The sequence below is a fragment of the Pseudoalteromonas aliena SW19 genome (assembly GCF_014905615.1).
Taxonomy (GTDB): Bacteria; Pseudomonadota; Gammaproteobacteria; order Enterobacterales; family Alteromonadaceae; genus Pseudoalteromonas; species Pseudoalteromonas aliena.
In genome coordinates this window covers 1,246,020-1,260,966 of record NZ_AQGU01000025.1, presented here as the reverse complement: position 1 = coordinate 1,260,966, position 14,947 = coordinate 1,246,020, and the positions used below count along the sequence as shown (strand labels likewise).

The 14,947-nt window shown below is 40.1% G+C and carries 9 protein-coding genes and 1 tRNA gene; 8 read left to right on the top strand and 2 right to left on the bottom strand.

Annotation, left to right across the window (positions count from 1 at the left end; all coding sequences use genetic code 11):
- Positions 1–62: 62 nt before the first annotated feature.
- Both PALI_RS11210 and cysE read left to right on the top strand, forming a co-directional pair.
- Positions 63–2,945: a M16 family metallopeptidase gene (locus PALI_RS11210; RefSeq protein ID WP_193155877.1), complete on the top strand. Its 2,883-nt coding sequence runs from the start codon at positions 63–65 to the stop codon at positions 2,943–2,945.
- 338 nt (positions 2,946–3,283) lie between these two features.
- On the top strand, positions 3,284–4,102 hold the full coding sequence (gene cysE, locus PALI_RS11205; RefSeq protein WP_138585698.1) for a serine O-acetyltransferase: 819 nt from the start codon (positions 3,284–3,286) through the stop codon (positions 4,100–4,102).
- 224 nt (positions 4,103–4,326) lie between these two features.
- Here cysE and xseA read toward each other — a convergent pair whose 3' ends face one another.
- Positions 4,327–5,658, bottom strand: a complete 1,332-nt coding sequence (gene xseA / locus PALI_RS11200; protein ID WP_193155876.1) for an exodeoxyribonuclease VII large subunit — start codon at positions 5,656–5,658, stop codon at positions 4,327–4,329.
- A gap of 147 nt (positions 5,659–5,805) precedes the next feature.
- Between xseA and guaB the strand changes: the two genes are divergently transcribed.
- The 5 genes from guaB (at position 5,806) to rimI (ending at position 10,062) form a co-directional block, all read left to right on the top strand.
- A complete protein-coding gene (gene guaB / locus PALI_RS11195; protein WP_007377818.1) occupies positions 5,806–7,275 on the top strand; it encodes an IMP dehydrogenase in 1,470 nt (489 codons plus the stop codon).
- Between the two features lie 107 nt (positions 7,276–7,382).
- Positions 7,383–8,960 carry a glutamine-hydrolyzing GMP synthase gene (guaA, locus tag PALI_RS11190; protein WP_138585700.1) on the top strand — a complete coding sequence of 526 codons (1,578 nt, stop codon included), beginning with the start codon at positions 7,383–7,385 and terminating at the stop codon, positions 8,958–8,960.
- Between the two features lie 155 nt (positions 8,961–9,115).
- Positions 9,116–9,192 (top strand) — tRNA-Trp (locus tag PALI_RS11185).
- A 65-nt stretch (positions 9,193–9,257) separates the two neighbouring features.
- A complete protein-coding gene (locus PALI_RS11180) occupies positions 9,258–9,608 on the top strand; it encodes a hypothetical protein (protein WP_138586825.1) in 351 nt (116 codons plus the stop codon).
- Complete coding sequence (gene rimI / locus PALI_RS11175) at positions 9,595–10,062, top strand: ribosomal protein S18-alanine N-acetyltransferase (RefSeq protein WP_193155875.1); 468 nt, start codon at positions 9,595–9,597, stop codon at positions 10,060–10,062. Before PALI_RS11180 ends, rimI begins: the two co-directional genes overlap by 14 nt.
- Positions 10,063–10,076: 14 nt before the next feature.
- Here rimI and PALI_RS11170 read toward each other — a convergent pair whose 3' ends face one another.
- Entirely contained in the window at positions 10,077–12,749 is a 2,673-nt protein-coding gene (locus PALI_RS11170) for a hybrid sensor histidine kinase/response regulator (protein WP_193155874.1), read from the bottom strand.
- 556 nt (positions 12,750–13,305) lie between these two features.
- Between PALI_RS11170 and prfC the strand changes: the two genes are divergently transcribed.
- Positions 13,306–14,895, top strand: coding sequence for a peptide chain release factor 3 (prfC, locus tag PALI_RS11165; protein WP_138585098.1), 1,590 nt, complete (start codon positions 13,306–13,308; stop codon positions 14,893–14,895).
- Positions 14,896–14,947 lie beyond the last annotated feature (52 nt).

The window sequence follows — 14,947 nt, the reverse complement described above, 5'->3', positions numbered from 1 at the left end:
TTGGGGCATAATTAAAGAGTTAAATCTGACAACAAATTTGCTCAATTTAAAAAGGGACAACAATGAAATTTAAATTATTAGCAACCAGCTTAGCGGTATCGCTGGCGTTAACGGGTTGCGCCATGCAACAAAACCAAAGCACGCAAACAACAGCACAACAAGAACAAGTAAATAAAGCTGATGACCGTGTTTTTTCGCAAGACTATTTAATTGAAGAGCTAGAAAACGGCTTACGTGTCATGGTTGTTAAAACTGATTACCCTGATGTAGTCTCGCTGCAAATTCCGGTATCGGTTGGATCGCGTAACGAAGTTGAAGAAGGCAAAACAGGCTTTGCTCACTTTTTTGAACACATGATGTTCAAAGGCTCACAAAAATACCCAGAAGACGTATATTCAGACATTTTAAAAAATTCAGGTGTAGATAACCGCGCGTATACAACAAACGATTACACAAACTATCATCTAAATTTTTCAAAGCAGCACCTTGATAAAGTACTTGAGCTTGAAGCTGATATTTTTCAAAACTTAACCTACACCGAAGAGCAATTTAGAACAGAAGCACAAACGGTAAAAGGTGAGTACTTAAAAAACAACGCGAGCCCAATTCGTAAATTATTAAGCGCTGTACGCGAAGAAGCGTTTGATAAGCACACGTATAAACACACCACGATGGGCTTTTTTGAAGACATAGAAGCCATGCCTGATCAAATGGCGTACGGGAAAGAATTTTTTGCTAAGTTTTATAAGCCTGAGTATGTGTCACTTGTTATTGTGGGCGATGTAGACCCACAAGCTACAATGGCAATGGTTAAAAAGCATTGGGGAAGCTGGAAAAAAGGTAACTATGTTGCTGACATTAAAGCAGAGCCTGTTCAACAAGCACCAAAATATTTGCACCAGCAAGATAAAGCGCTACCAGGGCATTGGTTACTTGTATCGTACAAAGGCGCTGCATGGGAGCCGGCTAAAAAAGACAGAGCGGCACTTGATTTAATCTCACAGCTTTATTTTTCTAGTAATTCAGATTTATATCAAGAGTTAGTAGTCGACAAACAAATTGCCAGCCAAATGTTTACCTATAACCCAGAGACTAAAGATCCGGGTTTATTACACGTATTTGTTAAAGTAGAAAACGCAGACGATTTAGCCACTGCGCGCGATGCAATTAACCGAACTTATGCAAAAGCACGCACCGAATTGGTTGATGAGCAAAAGCTCAGTGATTTAAAATCAAATCTTAAATACAGCTTTATTAATGGTTTAGACTCATCGCAAGCAATTGCTTCAACACTTGCGAGTTACATGCATTTTGAGCGCGATCCTGAGGTTATAAACCAGCTTTACAAATCTGCAGACAACATTACAGCGCAAGATATTAAAGCCGTTGCTAATAAATACTTTACTGATAACGCCCGTACAACAGTCACTATGTCGGCACTTGATAAAGCGCTTGGGTTTGAGCAAGAAACTGATTTAAACGCGCTTACTGCAAAGCTTGAACAAGCACCTGCAGCGCCTGTATTTAAAGTACTTGATAAAACCAATAGCTCGCCATTAATTGATGTTAACTTTTTATTCAATACCGGTGCTGCTGCCGACCCACAAGGCAAAAAAGGTGTTGCTGCGCTCACTGCGGCTATGCTTGCACAAGGTGGCTCGCAGGCGACAAGCTATAAAGATATCCAAAAAGCACTTTATCCGCTTGCGGGTAGCTTTGGTTATCAAATAGATAAAGAAATGTTGTCGTTCCAAGGGCGTATCCATAAAGATAATGCACCGCAGTGGTATGCACTTGTGAGCGATCAACTACTAAACCCAGGCTTTAGAGATGACGACTTTAAGCGCCTTAAAAAAGAAATGATCGACGGCATTAAGTCAGGCTTAAAAGCATCTAACGATGAAGAGCTAGGCAAAGAAGTGCTATACAGTGCGCTTTACAAAAATCACCCTTACGAAAGCTACAACTATGGTGATATTTCGGATTTAGAAGCGTTGACGCTGGATGATGTTAAAGCGTTTTATAACAGCGAGCTTACGCAATCTAAACTCACGGTTGGCTTAATTGGGGCTGTGCCTGCAAACCTTAAAGCTAAAATGATGAGCGATTTTGCAACGCTACCAAAAGGTGAGCAAAGCCGTTTAAGTATTCCTGATGCGCCAGCGCTCAAAGGTCATCATGCAACAATAGTAGAAAAGTCGGCGCAATCGACTGCGGTATCGTTTGGTTTCCCTATTGATACGATTAGAAGCAGTGAAGACTGGACTGCATTATGGCTTGTGCGTTCGTACTTTGGTGAGCACCGTAGTTCTAACAGCTTTTTATATGAGCGCATTCGTGAAACTCGCGGCATGAACTATGGCGATTACGCCTACATTGAATATTTTCCTCGTGGTATGTTTCAAACTAAACCTGATGCAAACCTAGGACGCTCTGAGCAAATATTTCAAGTGTGGTTACGCCCACTTCGCTCTAATAACGATGCGCACTTTGCAACACGTACCGCCTTGTTTGAGCTAGATAAGCTAATTAAAAATGGTATGAGCGAAGAGGACTTTGAAGCAACGCGTAACTTTTTAATTAACTTTGTGCCGCAAATGGTGGCAAGTCAAAACCGCCAATTAGGTTACGCACTTGATAGCGAATTTTACAATACAGATAGCTTTGTAAGTTACGTAACTAACAAACTTAAAACGCTAAGCGTTGCTGATGTAAACCGCGTTATTAAAGACAACTTACAAACAGACAATGTTCAATATGTGTTTATTACTGGTGACGGCGCTGATATGCAAAAACGTTTAGCGTCTGAGCAAACCTCACCAATGGTCTACAATACCAATAAACCGGCTGAGCTAGTTGCTGAGGATGAAGTAATTGCTGATTACAAATTAGCAATTCCTGCAAAAAATATTGAAGTGATGAAAGTCGATAAAGTATTTCAATAATCTAAGCGGTTTTTAAATGTTAGAAAAAAGCCTCAATGCTTAAAGTATTGGGGCTTTTTATTATTTAACCTGAACTCTGGTTGAGAGATTTTCAGTGAAAACAAGGCGAATTTACGCGTCAATGCTGGCCTATTACAAGTAAATTCAACGCAGTTAGCGCTGAAAATAGCTGCTTGAAATAGATTTATTATCCACAGTTCAAGTTATCTAATAATGAAACTTAATAAACGGTTATACCTAATAACTAGAACAAATAACTAAGGGGTTAACACCTTAAGCTTTAAATCCGTTAGACTTGGGAAAGGCTATTTTATATCAACTTAAGGCAGTGCAGTATTATGCGTCATGCAATTTGGCAACAGCTTCGCGGTGAAGCGAACGATGTAGTAAAACGAGAACCACTATTAGCGAGTCATGTGTATTCATGCATTTTGAATCATGATTGTTTAGGTTCGGCATTAAGCTTTATTGTTGCTAATAAATTGGCCGATGCGGTGGTATCTGCATTTACTATTCGGGAGTTGTTTGATCAATCGTTTGTAAAGTGTGACCGAATGCTCTCGTTTGTTGCAGAGGATATTAAGGCGGTGAAAGACAGGGATCCCGCTGCCGAAACCTACCTTACGGTTATATTAAATCTTAAGGGTTTTCATGCTATTCAAGCGCACCGCTTAGCTAACTGCTTATGGCAACAAAACCGTAAAGAGTTAGCGCGTTTTATTCAAAGCCGTACATCTGAAGTATTTGGGGTCGACATTCACCCAGCATGTAAAGTAGGTAAAGGCATTATGTTTGACCACGCAACTGGGATTGTTATTGGTGAAACAGCGGTAATTGAAGATAACGTATCAATACTTCAATCGGTAACGCTTGGCGGTACAGGCAACGAGCAGGGTGATCGTCATCCTAAAATTAGAGCGGGTGTATTAATTGGTGCAGGCGCTAAGGTGCTTGGTAATATTGAAGTAGGTGAGGGAGCGCGAATTGGTGCAGGCTCTGTTGTACTTAGTAATGTACCACCGCATACAACGGCTGTTGGCGTACCGGCTAAAATTATTGGTCGACCGGATTGTGAGTGTCCAGCGCAAAGTATGAACCAAAATTTTTTAGCAAATCCAGAACCTGAAAATGAATCACACACTAGCTCAATGTTATAAGCAAAAGTAAAAATAAAAATAAAAGGAATTAAAATGAACAACAATAGCTTGTTGGTGCTAGGAATTGGCTTTATTGCTGGTGTTGGTTTAACTTGGGGCTACTTTAATTTAGCTTCAAGTGATTCAGAGCCAACTAAGTTATAGCAAAGTAATGCAAAGCAGCAAAAACCTTATGCTCTGCATCCAAAAAGTAAAGAAGTAACACCAGCAATTAAGTGAACGTTTTACGACGCTGTTGATTTTATTACGCCATCCGCCAGCTCTGTAATTAAAACATCGCCTGTTTTAATTTGACCCACAGATTTAACCACTTTGCCTTGTTGTGTTTTAGTGATGCTATAACCGCGAGCTAAAACATTAAGCGGACTTACCGAATCTAACCTGCTTGCTTGCAGTGCTAAGCTATTATTCGCCTGCTGTAACTGATGCTGTATAGCTTGGTTTAGCCTAGCTTGTAATTGCGAAAGTTGATGGCCTGCTGAAGCGAGTTTTTTATCAGGCGATTGGCGCATTAAACGCGGCGTTAAGTTATTAAGTGTGCGTTCTTGCTGGTATAAACGATGTTGCATAGCTTGTTGCAGTGCAATGCTTAGCTCATCCAAACGTTGTGATTTTTGATTAAGCTGATTACGTGGGTGGCATAGGTTGAGGCGATGCTGTAGATGTGTAGCAAGCGCGCGCTTATCAGCAATATCGTGTTTAAAGGCATTGTTTAAACGGTTAATGAGTTGCGTAACATTGTTGTGTAGCTCTTGCGTGTTAGGGCTTACCAACTCAGCAGCGGCTGATGGAGTAGCCGCACGCATATCGGCCACGTAGTCACTAATAGTAGTGTCAACTTCATGACCCACGGCGCTTATAATCGGTAAATCGCTTTGATAAATAGCACGGGCAAGTTGTTCGTGGTTAAAGCACCATAAATCTTCAAGTGATCCGCCGCCGCGCCCCAAAATAATTACGTCTACTTCATCACGGGCATTGGCTAATTCTATTTGCTTAATTAAATGCAGGTGTGCTTCCTTGCCTTGCACCATCGCAGGGTAAATAATGACTTCTAATTGCGGCGCGCGGCGTTTGAGTACCGTTAAAATATCTTTTATAGCAGCGCCGGTTGCTGAGGTAATAACGCCAATACGATTAATATTTTGCGGTAATGGCTGCTTGTGAGCAGAGCTAAATAATCCTTCGGCGGCTAAGCGCATTTTAAGCGCATCAAATTCTTGTTTTAGCTGACCTTCGCCGGCCGGCTCCATATGCTCAACAATAAGCTGGTAGTCACCGCGAGGTTCATAAAGTGATACACGCGCTTTTACTGTAACTTGCGCGCCATTTGCAGGGCGGTAGCTTTGGTTGCGATTGTTTCCGCGCCACATTGCGGCTTTAATTTGTGCTTTGTCGTCTTTTAACGAAAAGTACCAATGGCCGGATGCTGGGGTAATAAAATTAGAAATTTCACCTGTTAATACTAATGAGGCAAAGCCTTGCTCAAGTAATGTGCGAATTTCTCTATTAAGGCGTGAAACGGTGTAAACCGTCTGCGAAGGCTTCGAAAACATAAAAAACAACCTAAAATTATTTATGAGGCAAGTTATAAGATAAGTTTATCATAAATATTTGCGAAATATTATTTACTCACGCCAACAACGCTGTTAAAATTTGGCCGCAATTCCTTATCTTAGATCCACATGTGAGAAGTTGCCAAAATGCTTAGAATCGCTAAAGAAGCTCTTACCTTTGATGACGTACTTTTAGTACCTGGTCATTCTACTGTTTTGCCACACACGGCAAATATTTCAACTCGCTTAACGCGTGGTATCAAACTTAACTTGCCGCTTATTTCAGCATCTATGGATACTGTTACAGAAGCTCGTTTAGCTATTGCCCTTGCGCAAGAAGGTGGTCTTGGTTTTATTCATAAAAACATGACTATTGAAGAACAAGCGAAAAACGTACGTAAAGTTAAAACCTACGAAGCAGGTATTGTTTCTTATCCTGTAACGGTTACTGCCGATTTAACAATTGCTGATGCAGTTGAGCTTTCGCATGAAAAAGGTTTTTCAGGCTTTCCGGTTACCGATAGCAATAATGTGCTTGTAGGCATTGTTACTAGCCGTGATATGCGTTTTGAAACTAAGCTTGAACAGCCTGTTTCTACCGTTATGACTAAAAAAGAAAAGCTTGTTACCGTTAAAGAAGGTGCGGCCCGCGAAGAAATTTTAGGCTTAATGCACGAACACCGCATTGAAAAAATCTTAGTTGTTGATGATGAATTTAAACTCAAAGGCATGATCACAGTAAAAGATTACCAAAAAGCCCAAGACAAACCTGACGCATGTAAAGATGACCAAGGTCGTTTACGTGTAGGTGCTGCTGTAAGTGTTGGCGCAGGTACTGATGAGCGCATTGCTGCATTAGTAGAAGCGGGTATTGATGTTTTACTTATCGATACATCGCATGGTCACTCTCAAGGCGTTATTGACCGTGTTACTAAAACTCGCAAAGAGTACCCAGACTTACAAATTATTGCAGGTAACATTGCAACAGCTGAAGGTGCGATTGCACTAGCTGATGCGGGAGCGGATGCAGTTAAAGTAGGTATCGGCCCAGGTTCTATTTGTACTACACGTATTGTTACAGGGTGTGGCGTTCCACAAATTACAGCTATTTCAGATGCTGTTGAAGGCTTAAAAGGTCGCGACATTCCTGTTATTGCTGATGGTGGCATTCGTTTTTCTGGTGACATTGTTAAAGCACTTGTTGCTGGTGCATCGTGTGTAATGGTGGGTTCTCTTCTTGCTGGTACTGAAGAAGCACCAGGTGAAGTTGAGCTATACCAAGGGCGTTACTACAAATCTTACCGTGGTATGGGCTCATTGGGCGCGATGGATCAAAAAGAAGGTTCATCAGATCGTTACTTCCAAAAATCAAACGAAGCAGACAAGCTAGTACCAGAAGGTATTGAAGGTCGCGTAGCGTACAAAGGTCCTATTGCAACGATTATTCATCAGCAAGTGGGCGGCCTACGAAGTGCTATGGGCTTAACGGGTTGTGCAACAATTGAAGAGCTAAATACAAAACCACAGTTTGTACGTGTTACATCTGCAGGTATGGGTGAGTCGCATGTTCATGATGTGCAAATCACTAAAGAAGCACCAAATTACCGCTTAGGTTAAGCAGCGTAATTAATTTAATATACTGGGCTTGCTTTGCAAGCCCTCTTTTTAGTCGTTTACATTAACAAACGGCATTTAGCATTAGCATCTACTTTACGAGATACTCCATGAGCAAAGATATTCACGATTCACGAATTCTCATTTTAGACTTTGGTTCACAATACACGCAACTAATCGCGCGCCGTATACGCGAAATTGGTGTTTATTGTGAGCTGTGGGCATGGGATGTAACTGAAGAGCAAATCCGCGAGTTTAACCCACAAGGTATCATTCTTTCTGGTGGCCCAGAATCAACAACGCTTGAAAACAGCCCGCGCGCTCCTGAGTATGTATTTAATGCAGGCGTGCCTGTATTAGGTATTTGTTACGGTATGCAAACAATGGCAACTCAACTTGGCGGAAATGTACACAGCTCTGATAAAAAAGAGTTTGGTTACGCACAAGTTGAAAAAGTAGGCAGTTGTGCATTGTTTGATGCAATTGAAGACCACATTACTGATGGCGGCAACGGCATACTTGACGTTTGGATGAGCCATGGCGACAAAGTAATGGATATTCCAGCTGATTTTACAACAACAGCTAAAACATCTACTTGCCCACATGCAGCAATGTCTAACGAAGCTAAACGTTTCTACGGCGTACAGTTTCACCCAGAAGTAACGCACACACATCAAGGTCAGCGTTTATTAGAGCGTTTTGCTATTGATATTTGTGGCTGTGAAAAATTATGGACTGCGGCAAAAATTATCGATGATGCTATCGAACGAATTAAAGAAACCGTTGGCGATGACGAAGTTATTTTAGGCTTATCTGGTGGCGTTGACTCATCGGTTGTAGCTATGCTTATTCACCGTGCAATTGGCGAAAGGCTAACATGTGTATTTGTTGATAATGGTTTACTTCGTTTAAACGAAGGCCAACAAGTAATGGACATGTTTGGTAATAAATTTGGCTTAAATATTGTTAAAGTTGAAGCTGAAGAGCAGTTTTTAAATGATCTTGCTGGTAAGTCAGATCCAGAAGATAAACGTAAAGCCATTGGCCATACGTTTATTAATGTGTTTGATGAGCAAGCCAAAAAGCTTAAAAATGCGAAATGGTTAGCGCAAGGTACAATCTACCCAGATGTAATTGAATCAGCGGCATCTGCAACCGGTAAAGCGCATGTTATTAAATCTCACCACAATGTGGGCGGATTACCAGATGACATGAAAATGGGGCTTGTTGAACCATTACGTGAGTTATTCAAAGATGAAGTGCGTAAAATTGGCCTAGAGCTTGGTTTACCGTACGACATGTTATACCGCCACCCATTTCCAGGGCCTGGTTTAGGTGTGCGTGTACTTGGCGAGATCAAAAAAGAATACTGTGATTTATTACGCCGCGCTGATGCGATTTTCATCGAAGAGCTACACAAAGCTGAGCTTTATCATAAAGTAAGCCAAGCGTTTACGGTATTCTTACCGGTTAAATCGGTAGGGGTTATGGGCGATGCACGTAAGTACGATTGGGTTGTATCACTTCGTTGTGTAGAAACAATCGACTTTATGACAGCGCGTTGGTCACATTTACCGTATGAGTTTTTAGGTGTGGTATCAAACCGTATCATTAACGAAATTGATGGTATTTCTCGTGTTGTTTACGATATTTCAGGTAAACCACCTGCAACTATCGAATGGGAATAATTAATTTTAGTTTTAATTAACTAATTTTAAGTGATTAAAAAACGGCGAATTAGCATGCTAATTCGCCGTTTTGTTTATTTAAAAAGCAGTTGAACTAAAAGTGTGATTTTTCTCTTTACCTTTGGCGAAACTTCTCTATAATTCGTCGTCATTGCAGGGGCGTAGTTCCAATTGGTAGAACAGCGGTCTCCAAAACCGATGGTTGGGAGTTCGAGTCTCTCCGCCCCTGCCATTTCTTCTTTACATCGTATTTATTAATTCTTATATTACCTTACTTACTAATTTCATCGAGTCGTTATGCATTCACGGTACGCAGCTGTTTTTGGTATTGAAAACCTCGAGTTAAATAAACACTTTAAACCAGCCGATACATTTCTAGCAGATAGTTTTTCTACAGATAATCTTTTAACAGATAGTCATGCACCTGACACAGTATCACAAAATAATGTGCTTGAGCCTATAGAGCTTTCTAGTCAGTTACTTGCAGATATTAAACGTGCAGCAGTCCCTATTGCTATTAATAGCGTTGTGCAAAGCGCTGAGGTGCAATTAAAAGGCGATCAGCTAGTACTTACAACACCACAGCTCAGCACGGCCGATAAGCGCGCTTTATGGGCTTTAATGAGTGAACACCTTGATAAACTTTAAATCAGTAGACAAAACCGCAATATCTCAATTAATGACTATCGAAACAGCATGTCATAGCCACCCGTGGACATTAAATACCATGGAGTCATGTATAGGCGGAAGGTACTTTAATGTAGCCGCGTTTGAAGATGAGAATATGGTTGGTTTTTATATTGGCGAAAAAGCAGGACCTGATTTTACGCTTATGGATATTTGTGTAATGCCAAGCCAACAAGGTAAGGGTATTGCTAAGCAGTTGTTAGCTCAGTTTATTGAATACGGTGAGCAACAAAACGCTGAAAACTTATTTTTAGAGGTACGCGAATCTAACACGCGCGCAATTGCCCTGTATGAACGCGCAGGCTTTATTGAAATGTCAGTGCGTAAAAACTATTACCCAAGCGACAACCCTGCAAAAAATGGCTTTGAAGACGCTATTTTAATGGGTATGGCATTAAGTTTAGGTTTTCAATAATACTATTTTTTGGCTTACAGCAGCTTGTTATTTGTATCTATTGAATGCTCTATTGCGGCTATTAAATTATTAACTAACTCATTTCGAGGGACCTTGTTATTGCTTTTTAGGTTATCCTCGAGCGCCCCTGCAGTTTGATAGATGTCGTCAAAATTAAAACACCCCGCACTGCCTTTTATACTATGCGCAACGCTGCGTAGTGCTTCCCAGTCATCAGAGTGTTGCAGTGCTTTTACTTCATTTAAATAGGTTGGCAAGTTAGCTAAATAGTTATCTGCAATTTGTTGGAATTTTTCACTTTTTAATAAACTATCCCATTTGTTTTGGTTATCTTTTTCAAGATGTAGGTAGCTTACCAATACGCTCTCTAGTGCGTCTTTGTCTATGGGTTTACCTAGGGCTTTATCGCAGCCTGCATTTAAATAAGTGTCTATATCATGGTTCATTACATTTGCAGTTAACGCGATGATAGGGCCATCATAAGCGGCATGGCGCAGCATTTTAGTGGCTTCTAATCCGCCCATAACCGGCATCTGCATGTCCATAATAATGAGTTGATAGTCGTTAACTAATGCCATTTCAACTGCTTGGGCACCATTGCTGGCAATATCAGGTTCAAGGCCCCACGTTTGTAAGAGTAGTTTTATTAATAGTTGATTATCAGGGTTGTCTTCGGCAACTAAAATATTGGCATCAAAATGATTGCTTGCAAATGATAGCAGCGGGTCTTTTTCAGGAGTCAGTTGGCTATGCTCTGTTAGTAATTCAAGTTCAGGCTTTTTCCCGCTTAAATGGCATGCCACGCTAATTGCAAATCGACTCCCTACACCAACTTCACTTTTTAAAACGACATCGCCACCAAGTAATTGCGCTAAGTTTTTAGAAATACACAATCCAAGTCCCGTGCCACCAAAGCGACGTGTTGTGGTTGCATCAGCTTGTTCAAAAGGCTTAAAAACGCGCTCTATTTGATGCTCCGACATGCCTATACCCGTATCTGTTACTACAAATTCGAGTGCTTTCTTTCGTGGATGATAGTGCACACAAATGGAGACGTTACCTTGTTCGGTAAATTTCACTGCGTTATTAGCTATATTTATGAGTATTTGTTTTAAACGAGTAATATCGCTGTATATAGTGCAAGGTAAGGGGAGGTTATAATTTATGGTTAGGGTGAGTTGTTTTTCTTGTGCTAATGGTTCAATAATCGATTTAATATCGTGCACTAGTTGCACGACGTTTATAGGCGCTTGATCTACAGCGAGCTTTTCTGCTTCTATTTTTGATAAATCTAAAATGTTATTAATTAGCTCTAATAAGTGCTTAGAGTTACGTAAAATAGTGCTTAAGTATTGCTTGTCGTTGGTTATTTTATCGTTATGCAATAGTTGCTCTGTAAAGCCCATAATAGCAGTCAATGGTGTGCGTATTTCATGGCTCATATTTGCCAAAAAGCGGCTTTTAAGTTGATTTGCTTGCTCTGCTTGTGTAATTGCAACTTCAAGTTGACTATTCATTGCCTCAAGTGCTTTAGTTCGGCTTTCTACTTTATCTTCTAGGTGATGTTTGTATTCTTCTACTTGTTCTTGATAGTGCCTTATTTGACTAACCATGTGATTAAAATCGTTAAATAACACACCCACTTCATCGTTCGTATGCGCGGGTAAAACGACTGCTAAATCACCGTCACCGACGCGATGACTGGCCGCACCTAAAAGCTCAATAGGATTTAACAGTAAATTACGAACAACCACAAAAATTAATATAGGTAAGGTGATCACCGAAATAATAACAATTAAACCGGTAATTAAACTAATGGCTTTACCCGATTGATAAAGTAGGGCTTTTGGAATGGTTGAAACATAATAATATCCTCCACTCATTTGCACCGCAAAAATCATACGTTCTATTTTATCAATGCTGGATAGCTCGATAGTCGAAAGTGTGCCTATATCAGCTAAATCATGAATTTTATTTAACTCATATTCACTAATGTATTGGCCACGCATACTGTAATCAGAACTAAATAATATTTTACCGTCTTTGGTGAGCAGTAAATTAAGCGTATTGTTATAAGGTGCTTCTAAAATACTGGTGTTAAGGATTGAAGGCTCAACATGTAAAACAATAAAACCTAGCTGTTGTGGGCGTTTTAAGTAGTAATCAACGCTGTAAATGCGCTGAATAAAGTACAGGTTAGTGGTGCCGTCGGATTCTTGTTCCATAAATTGTTGCTGGCTTAAATTACTCTGCAACACTTTATCCATAAAGGGATAGCTTTTAGGCGCTGTGGTTAAATTATTAGAATAGTAGGCGTCACTTTTTCCGCTGGCCGAAACCAAATTAATACTTATTATATCGGGATAGGCTTCACTGTAACTGGCAAATACATCCATTAATGCGCCTAGTCTACGCGTATAATTTCCATTGACATGCACATCATTTGCTAAAAAATCACTCAGTACAGGGGAGGTTGAAAGTAATTTGGTAGTGGAGTGAAAAGAATCAATGTAATTAAATACTTTTTGCTGTTGCTGCTCAACAAAGCGGCTCATAATAAGATCAGCTTGCTTTTGTGTTGAGTTAGTCACATTAGTAAGTGTAAAGCCACCTAAAAATAATAAAGGCAATATAACAAGTGGCGTTATATACCATAATAATCGAATGCTTAACTTACTGGTTTTCATGACCAAACTACTTATCCTCCATGCAATTTATCAATAATATGCGTAACCGCTATATTACACAAGTCTGTAGGTGTCTTGATGGCTAATTTCTATAACAAATTAAAGAAGCTTGTGTATAAATAATAGGGAGCTGTGAGGTGAACTTTGGCATTTTATTTTAGAACTCAGAGGCCTTGAATAAAAAGATCAGCTAATAACTAACCATTGATTGTTTATAAGGCCAAGATCAGCGAAAATAGTCTTCAATTACGATTAACATAACGGATCGCATGTGAAGAGCCAATTTGGGGCTTTTCTGATGGTATGTTGAGCTTTCGTGGTTGCAATTTAGCAATTTTATTAAAAACATGATTATTTTAGGGTATTAAATAACTCACTAACTACGTTAAAAATTATTCATAGAAAACAACTCTATGTGTAATTTCGCCGTGTTATTGTGCTATTTTTTATCGCTATAATAGAACACTGATTTAATGCAATTGGTATTAGTTAAGCCTTGAAAGCTCAGCATACTTAAAGTGGATAATATCCGTATACAAACTAAAAGAACTTTTTAATGGCAGATCAAAATCTCCTTAGTGAAATTAATAAACGACGCACCTTTGCTATCATCTCTCACCCAGATGCGGGTAAAACAACCATTACCGAAAAAGTATTGTTATTTGGGCAAGCTATTCAACGAGCCGGTACTGTAAAAGGCCGTGGTTCTAACCAGCATGCAAAATCTGACTGGATGGAAATGGAAAAAGAGCGTGGTATATCGGTTACTACTTCTGTAATGCAGTTTCCATATAACAACGCTTTGGTTAATTTACTTGATACGCCAGGGCATGAAGACTTTTCTGAAGATACATACCGCACACTCACTGCGGTTGATTCATGTTTAATGGTTATTGATGCGGCAAAGGGTGTAGAAGACCGTACTCGTAAGTTAATGGAAGTAACACGCCTACGTACAACACCAATTGTTACGTTTATGAATAAATGTGACCGTGAAATTCGCGACCCGATGGAAGTGCTAGACGAAGTTGAAACGGAGCTAAATATTGCCTGTGCTCCAATTACTTGGCCAATAGGCTGTGGTAAGGACTTTAAAGGTGTTTATCACATCCATAACGATGAAGCGATTTTATACAAATCAGGCCAAGGTCATAAAATACAAGAAGTACGTACCATTAAGGGCCTTGATAACCCTGAGCTAGATATTGCTATTGGCGAAGATTTGGCTGTGCAATTACGTGATGAGCTAGAACTTGTGATTGGCGCATCAAACGAATTTGATTTAGAGCTGTTTTTAGCGGGTGAACTTTCACCTGTTTATTACGGTACTGCACTAGGTAACTTTGGCGTTGACCACGTGTTAGATGGTTTAACTAAATGGGCACCAACGCCACTGCCTCGCGAAACAGAAGACAGACTTATTGTTGCAACCGAAGAAAACTTTACTGGTTTTGTATTTAAAATTCAGGCCAACATGGACCCTAAACACCGTGACCGTATTGCATTTATGCGTATTGTATCGGGTAAGTACAGCCAAGGCATGAAAATGAATCATGTGCGAATTGGCAAGCAAGTGAGTATTTCTGATGCGGTAACCTTTATGGCGGGCGACCGTGAACGCGCAGCTGATGCTTACGCGGGCGACATTATTGGTTTGCATAACCACGGTACCATTCAAATTGGTGATACGTTCACGCAAGGCGAAAAACTTAAGTTTAGTGGTATTCCTAACTTCGCGCCTGAATTGTTTCGTCGTATTCGTCTTCGCGATCCACTTAAGCAAAAGCAATTATTAAAAGGCTTAGTACAGCTTTCTGAAGAAGGGGCTGTGCAGGTATTTAGACCGCTTATAAACAACGATTTAATTGTAGGCGCGGTAGGTGTACTTCAGTTTGATGTAGTTGTAGCGCGCTTAAAAGCCGAATATAACGTAGATGCTATTTACGAAGGTGTAAACGTAAATACAGCGCGTTGGGTAAGCTGTGACGATGTTAAAAAGTTTGAAGACTTTAAGCGTAAGTGCGAAAGTAATTTAGCGCTCGATGGTGGCGATAACTTAACTTACATTGCGCCGAGCCGTGTAAATCTTAACTTATCAGTGGAGCGTTACCCTGAGGTAACATTTAACCACACTCGCGAAAACTAGAATTAACTTATCAGAATTAAAGAAAGCCTGCTTTGGCGGGCTTAAAAAGGTA

Excerpts from the sequence above, each read along its gene's own strand:
- PALI_RS11210 (WP_193155877.1), top strand. The coding sequence starts at position 63 with ATGAAATTTAAATTATTAGCAACCAGCTTAGCGGTATCGCTGGCGTTA.
- cysE (WP_138585698.1), top strand. The coding sequence starts at position 3,284 with ATGCGTCATGCAATTTGGCAACAGCTTCGCGGTGAAGCGAACGATGTA.
- xseA (WP_193155876.1), bottom strand. The coding sequence starts at position 5,658 with ATGTTTTCGAAGCCTTCGCAGACGGTTTACACCGTTTCACGCCTTAAT.
- guaB (WP_007377818.1), top strand. The coding sequence starts at position 5,806 with ATGCTTAGAATCGCTAAAGAAGCTCTTACCTTTGATGACGTACTTTTA.
- guaA (WP_138585700.1), top strand. The coding sequence starts at position 7,383 with ATGAGCAAAGATATTCACGATTCACGAATTCTCATTTTAGACTTTGGT.
- PALI_RS11180 (WP_138586825.1), top strand. The coding sequence starts at position 9,258 with ATGCATTCACGGTACGCAGCTGTTTTTGGTATTGAAAACCTCGAGTTA.
- PALI_RS11170 (WP_193155874.1), bottom strand. The coding sequence starts at position 12,749 with ATGAAAACCAGTAAGTTAAGCATTCGATTATTATGGTATATAACGCCA.
- prfC (WP_138585098.1), top strand. The coding sequence starts at position 13,306 with ATGGCAGATCAAAATCTCCTTAGTGAAATTAATAAACGACGCACCTTT.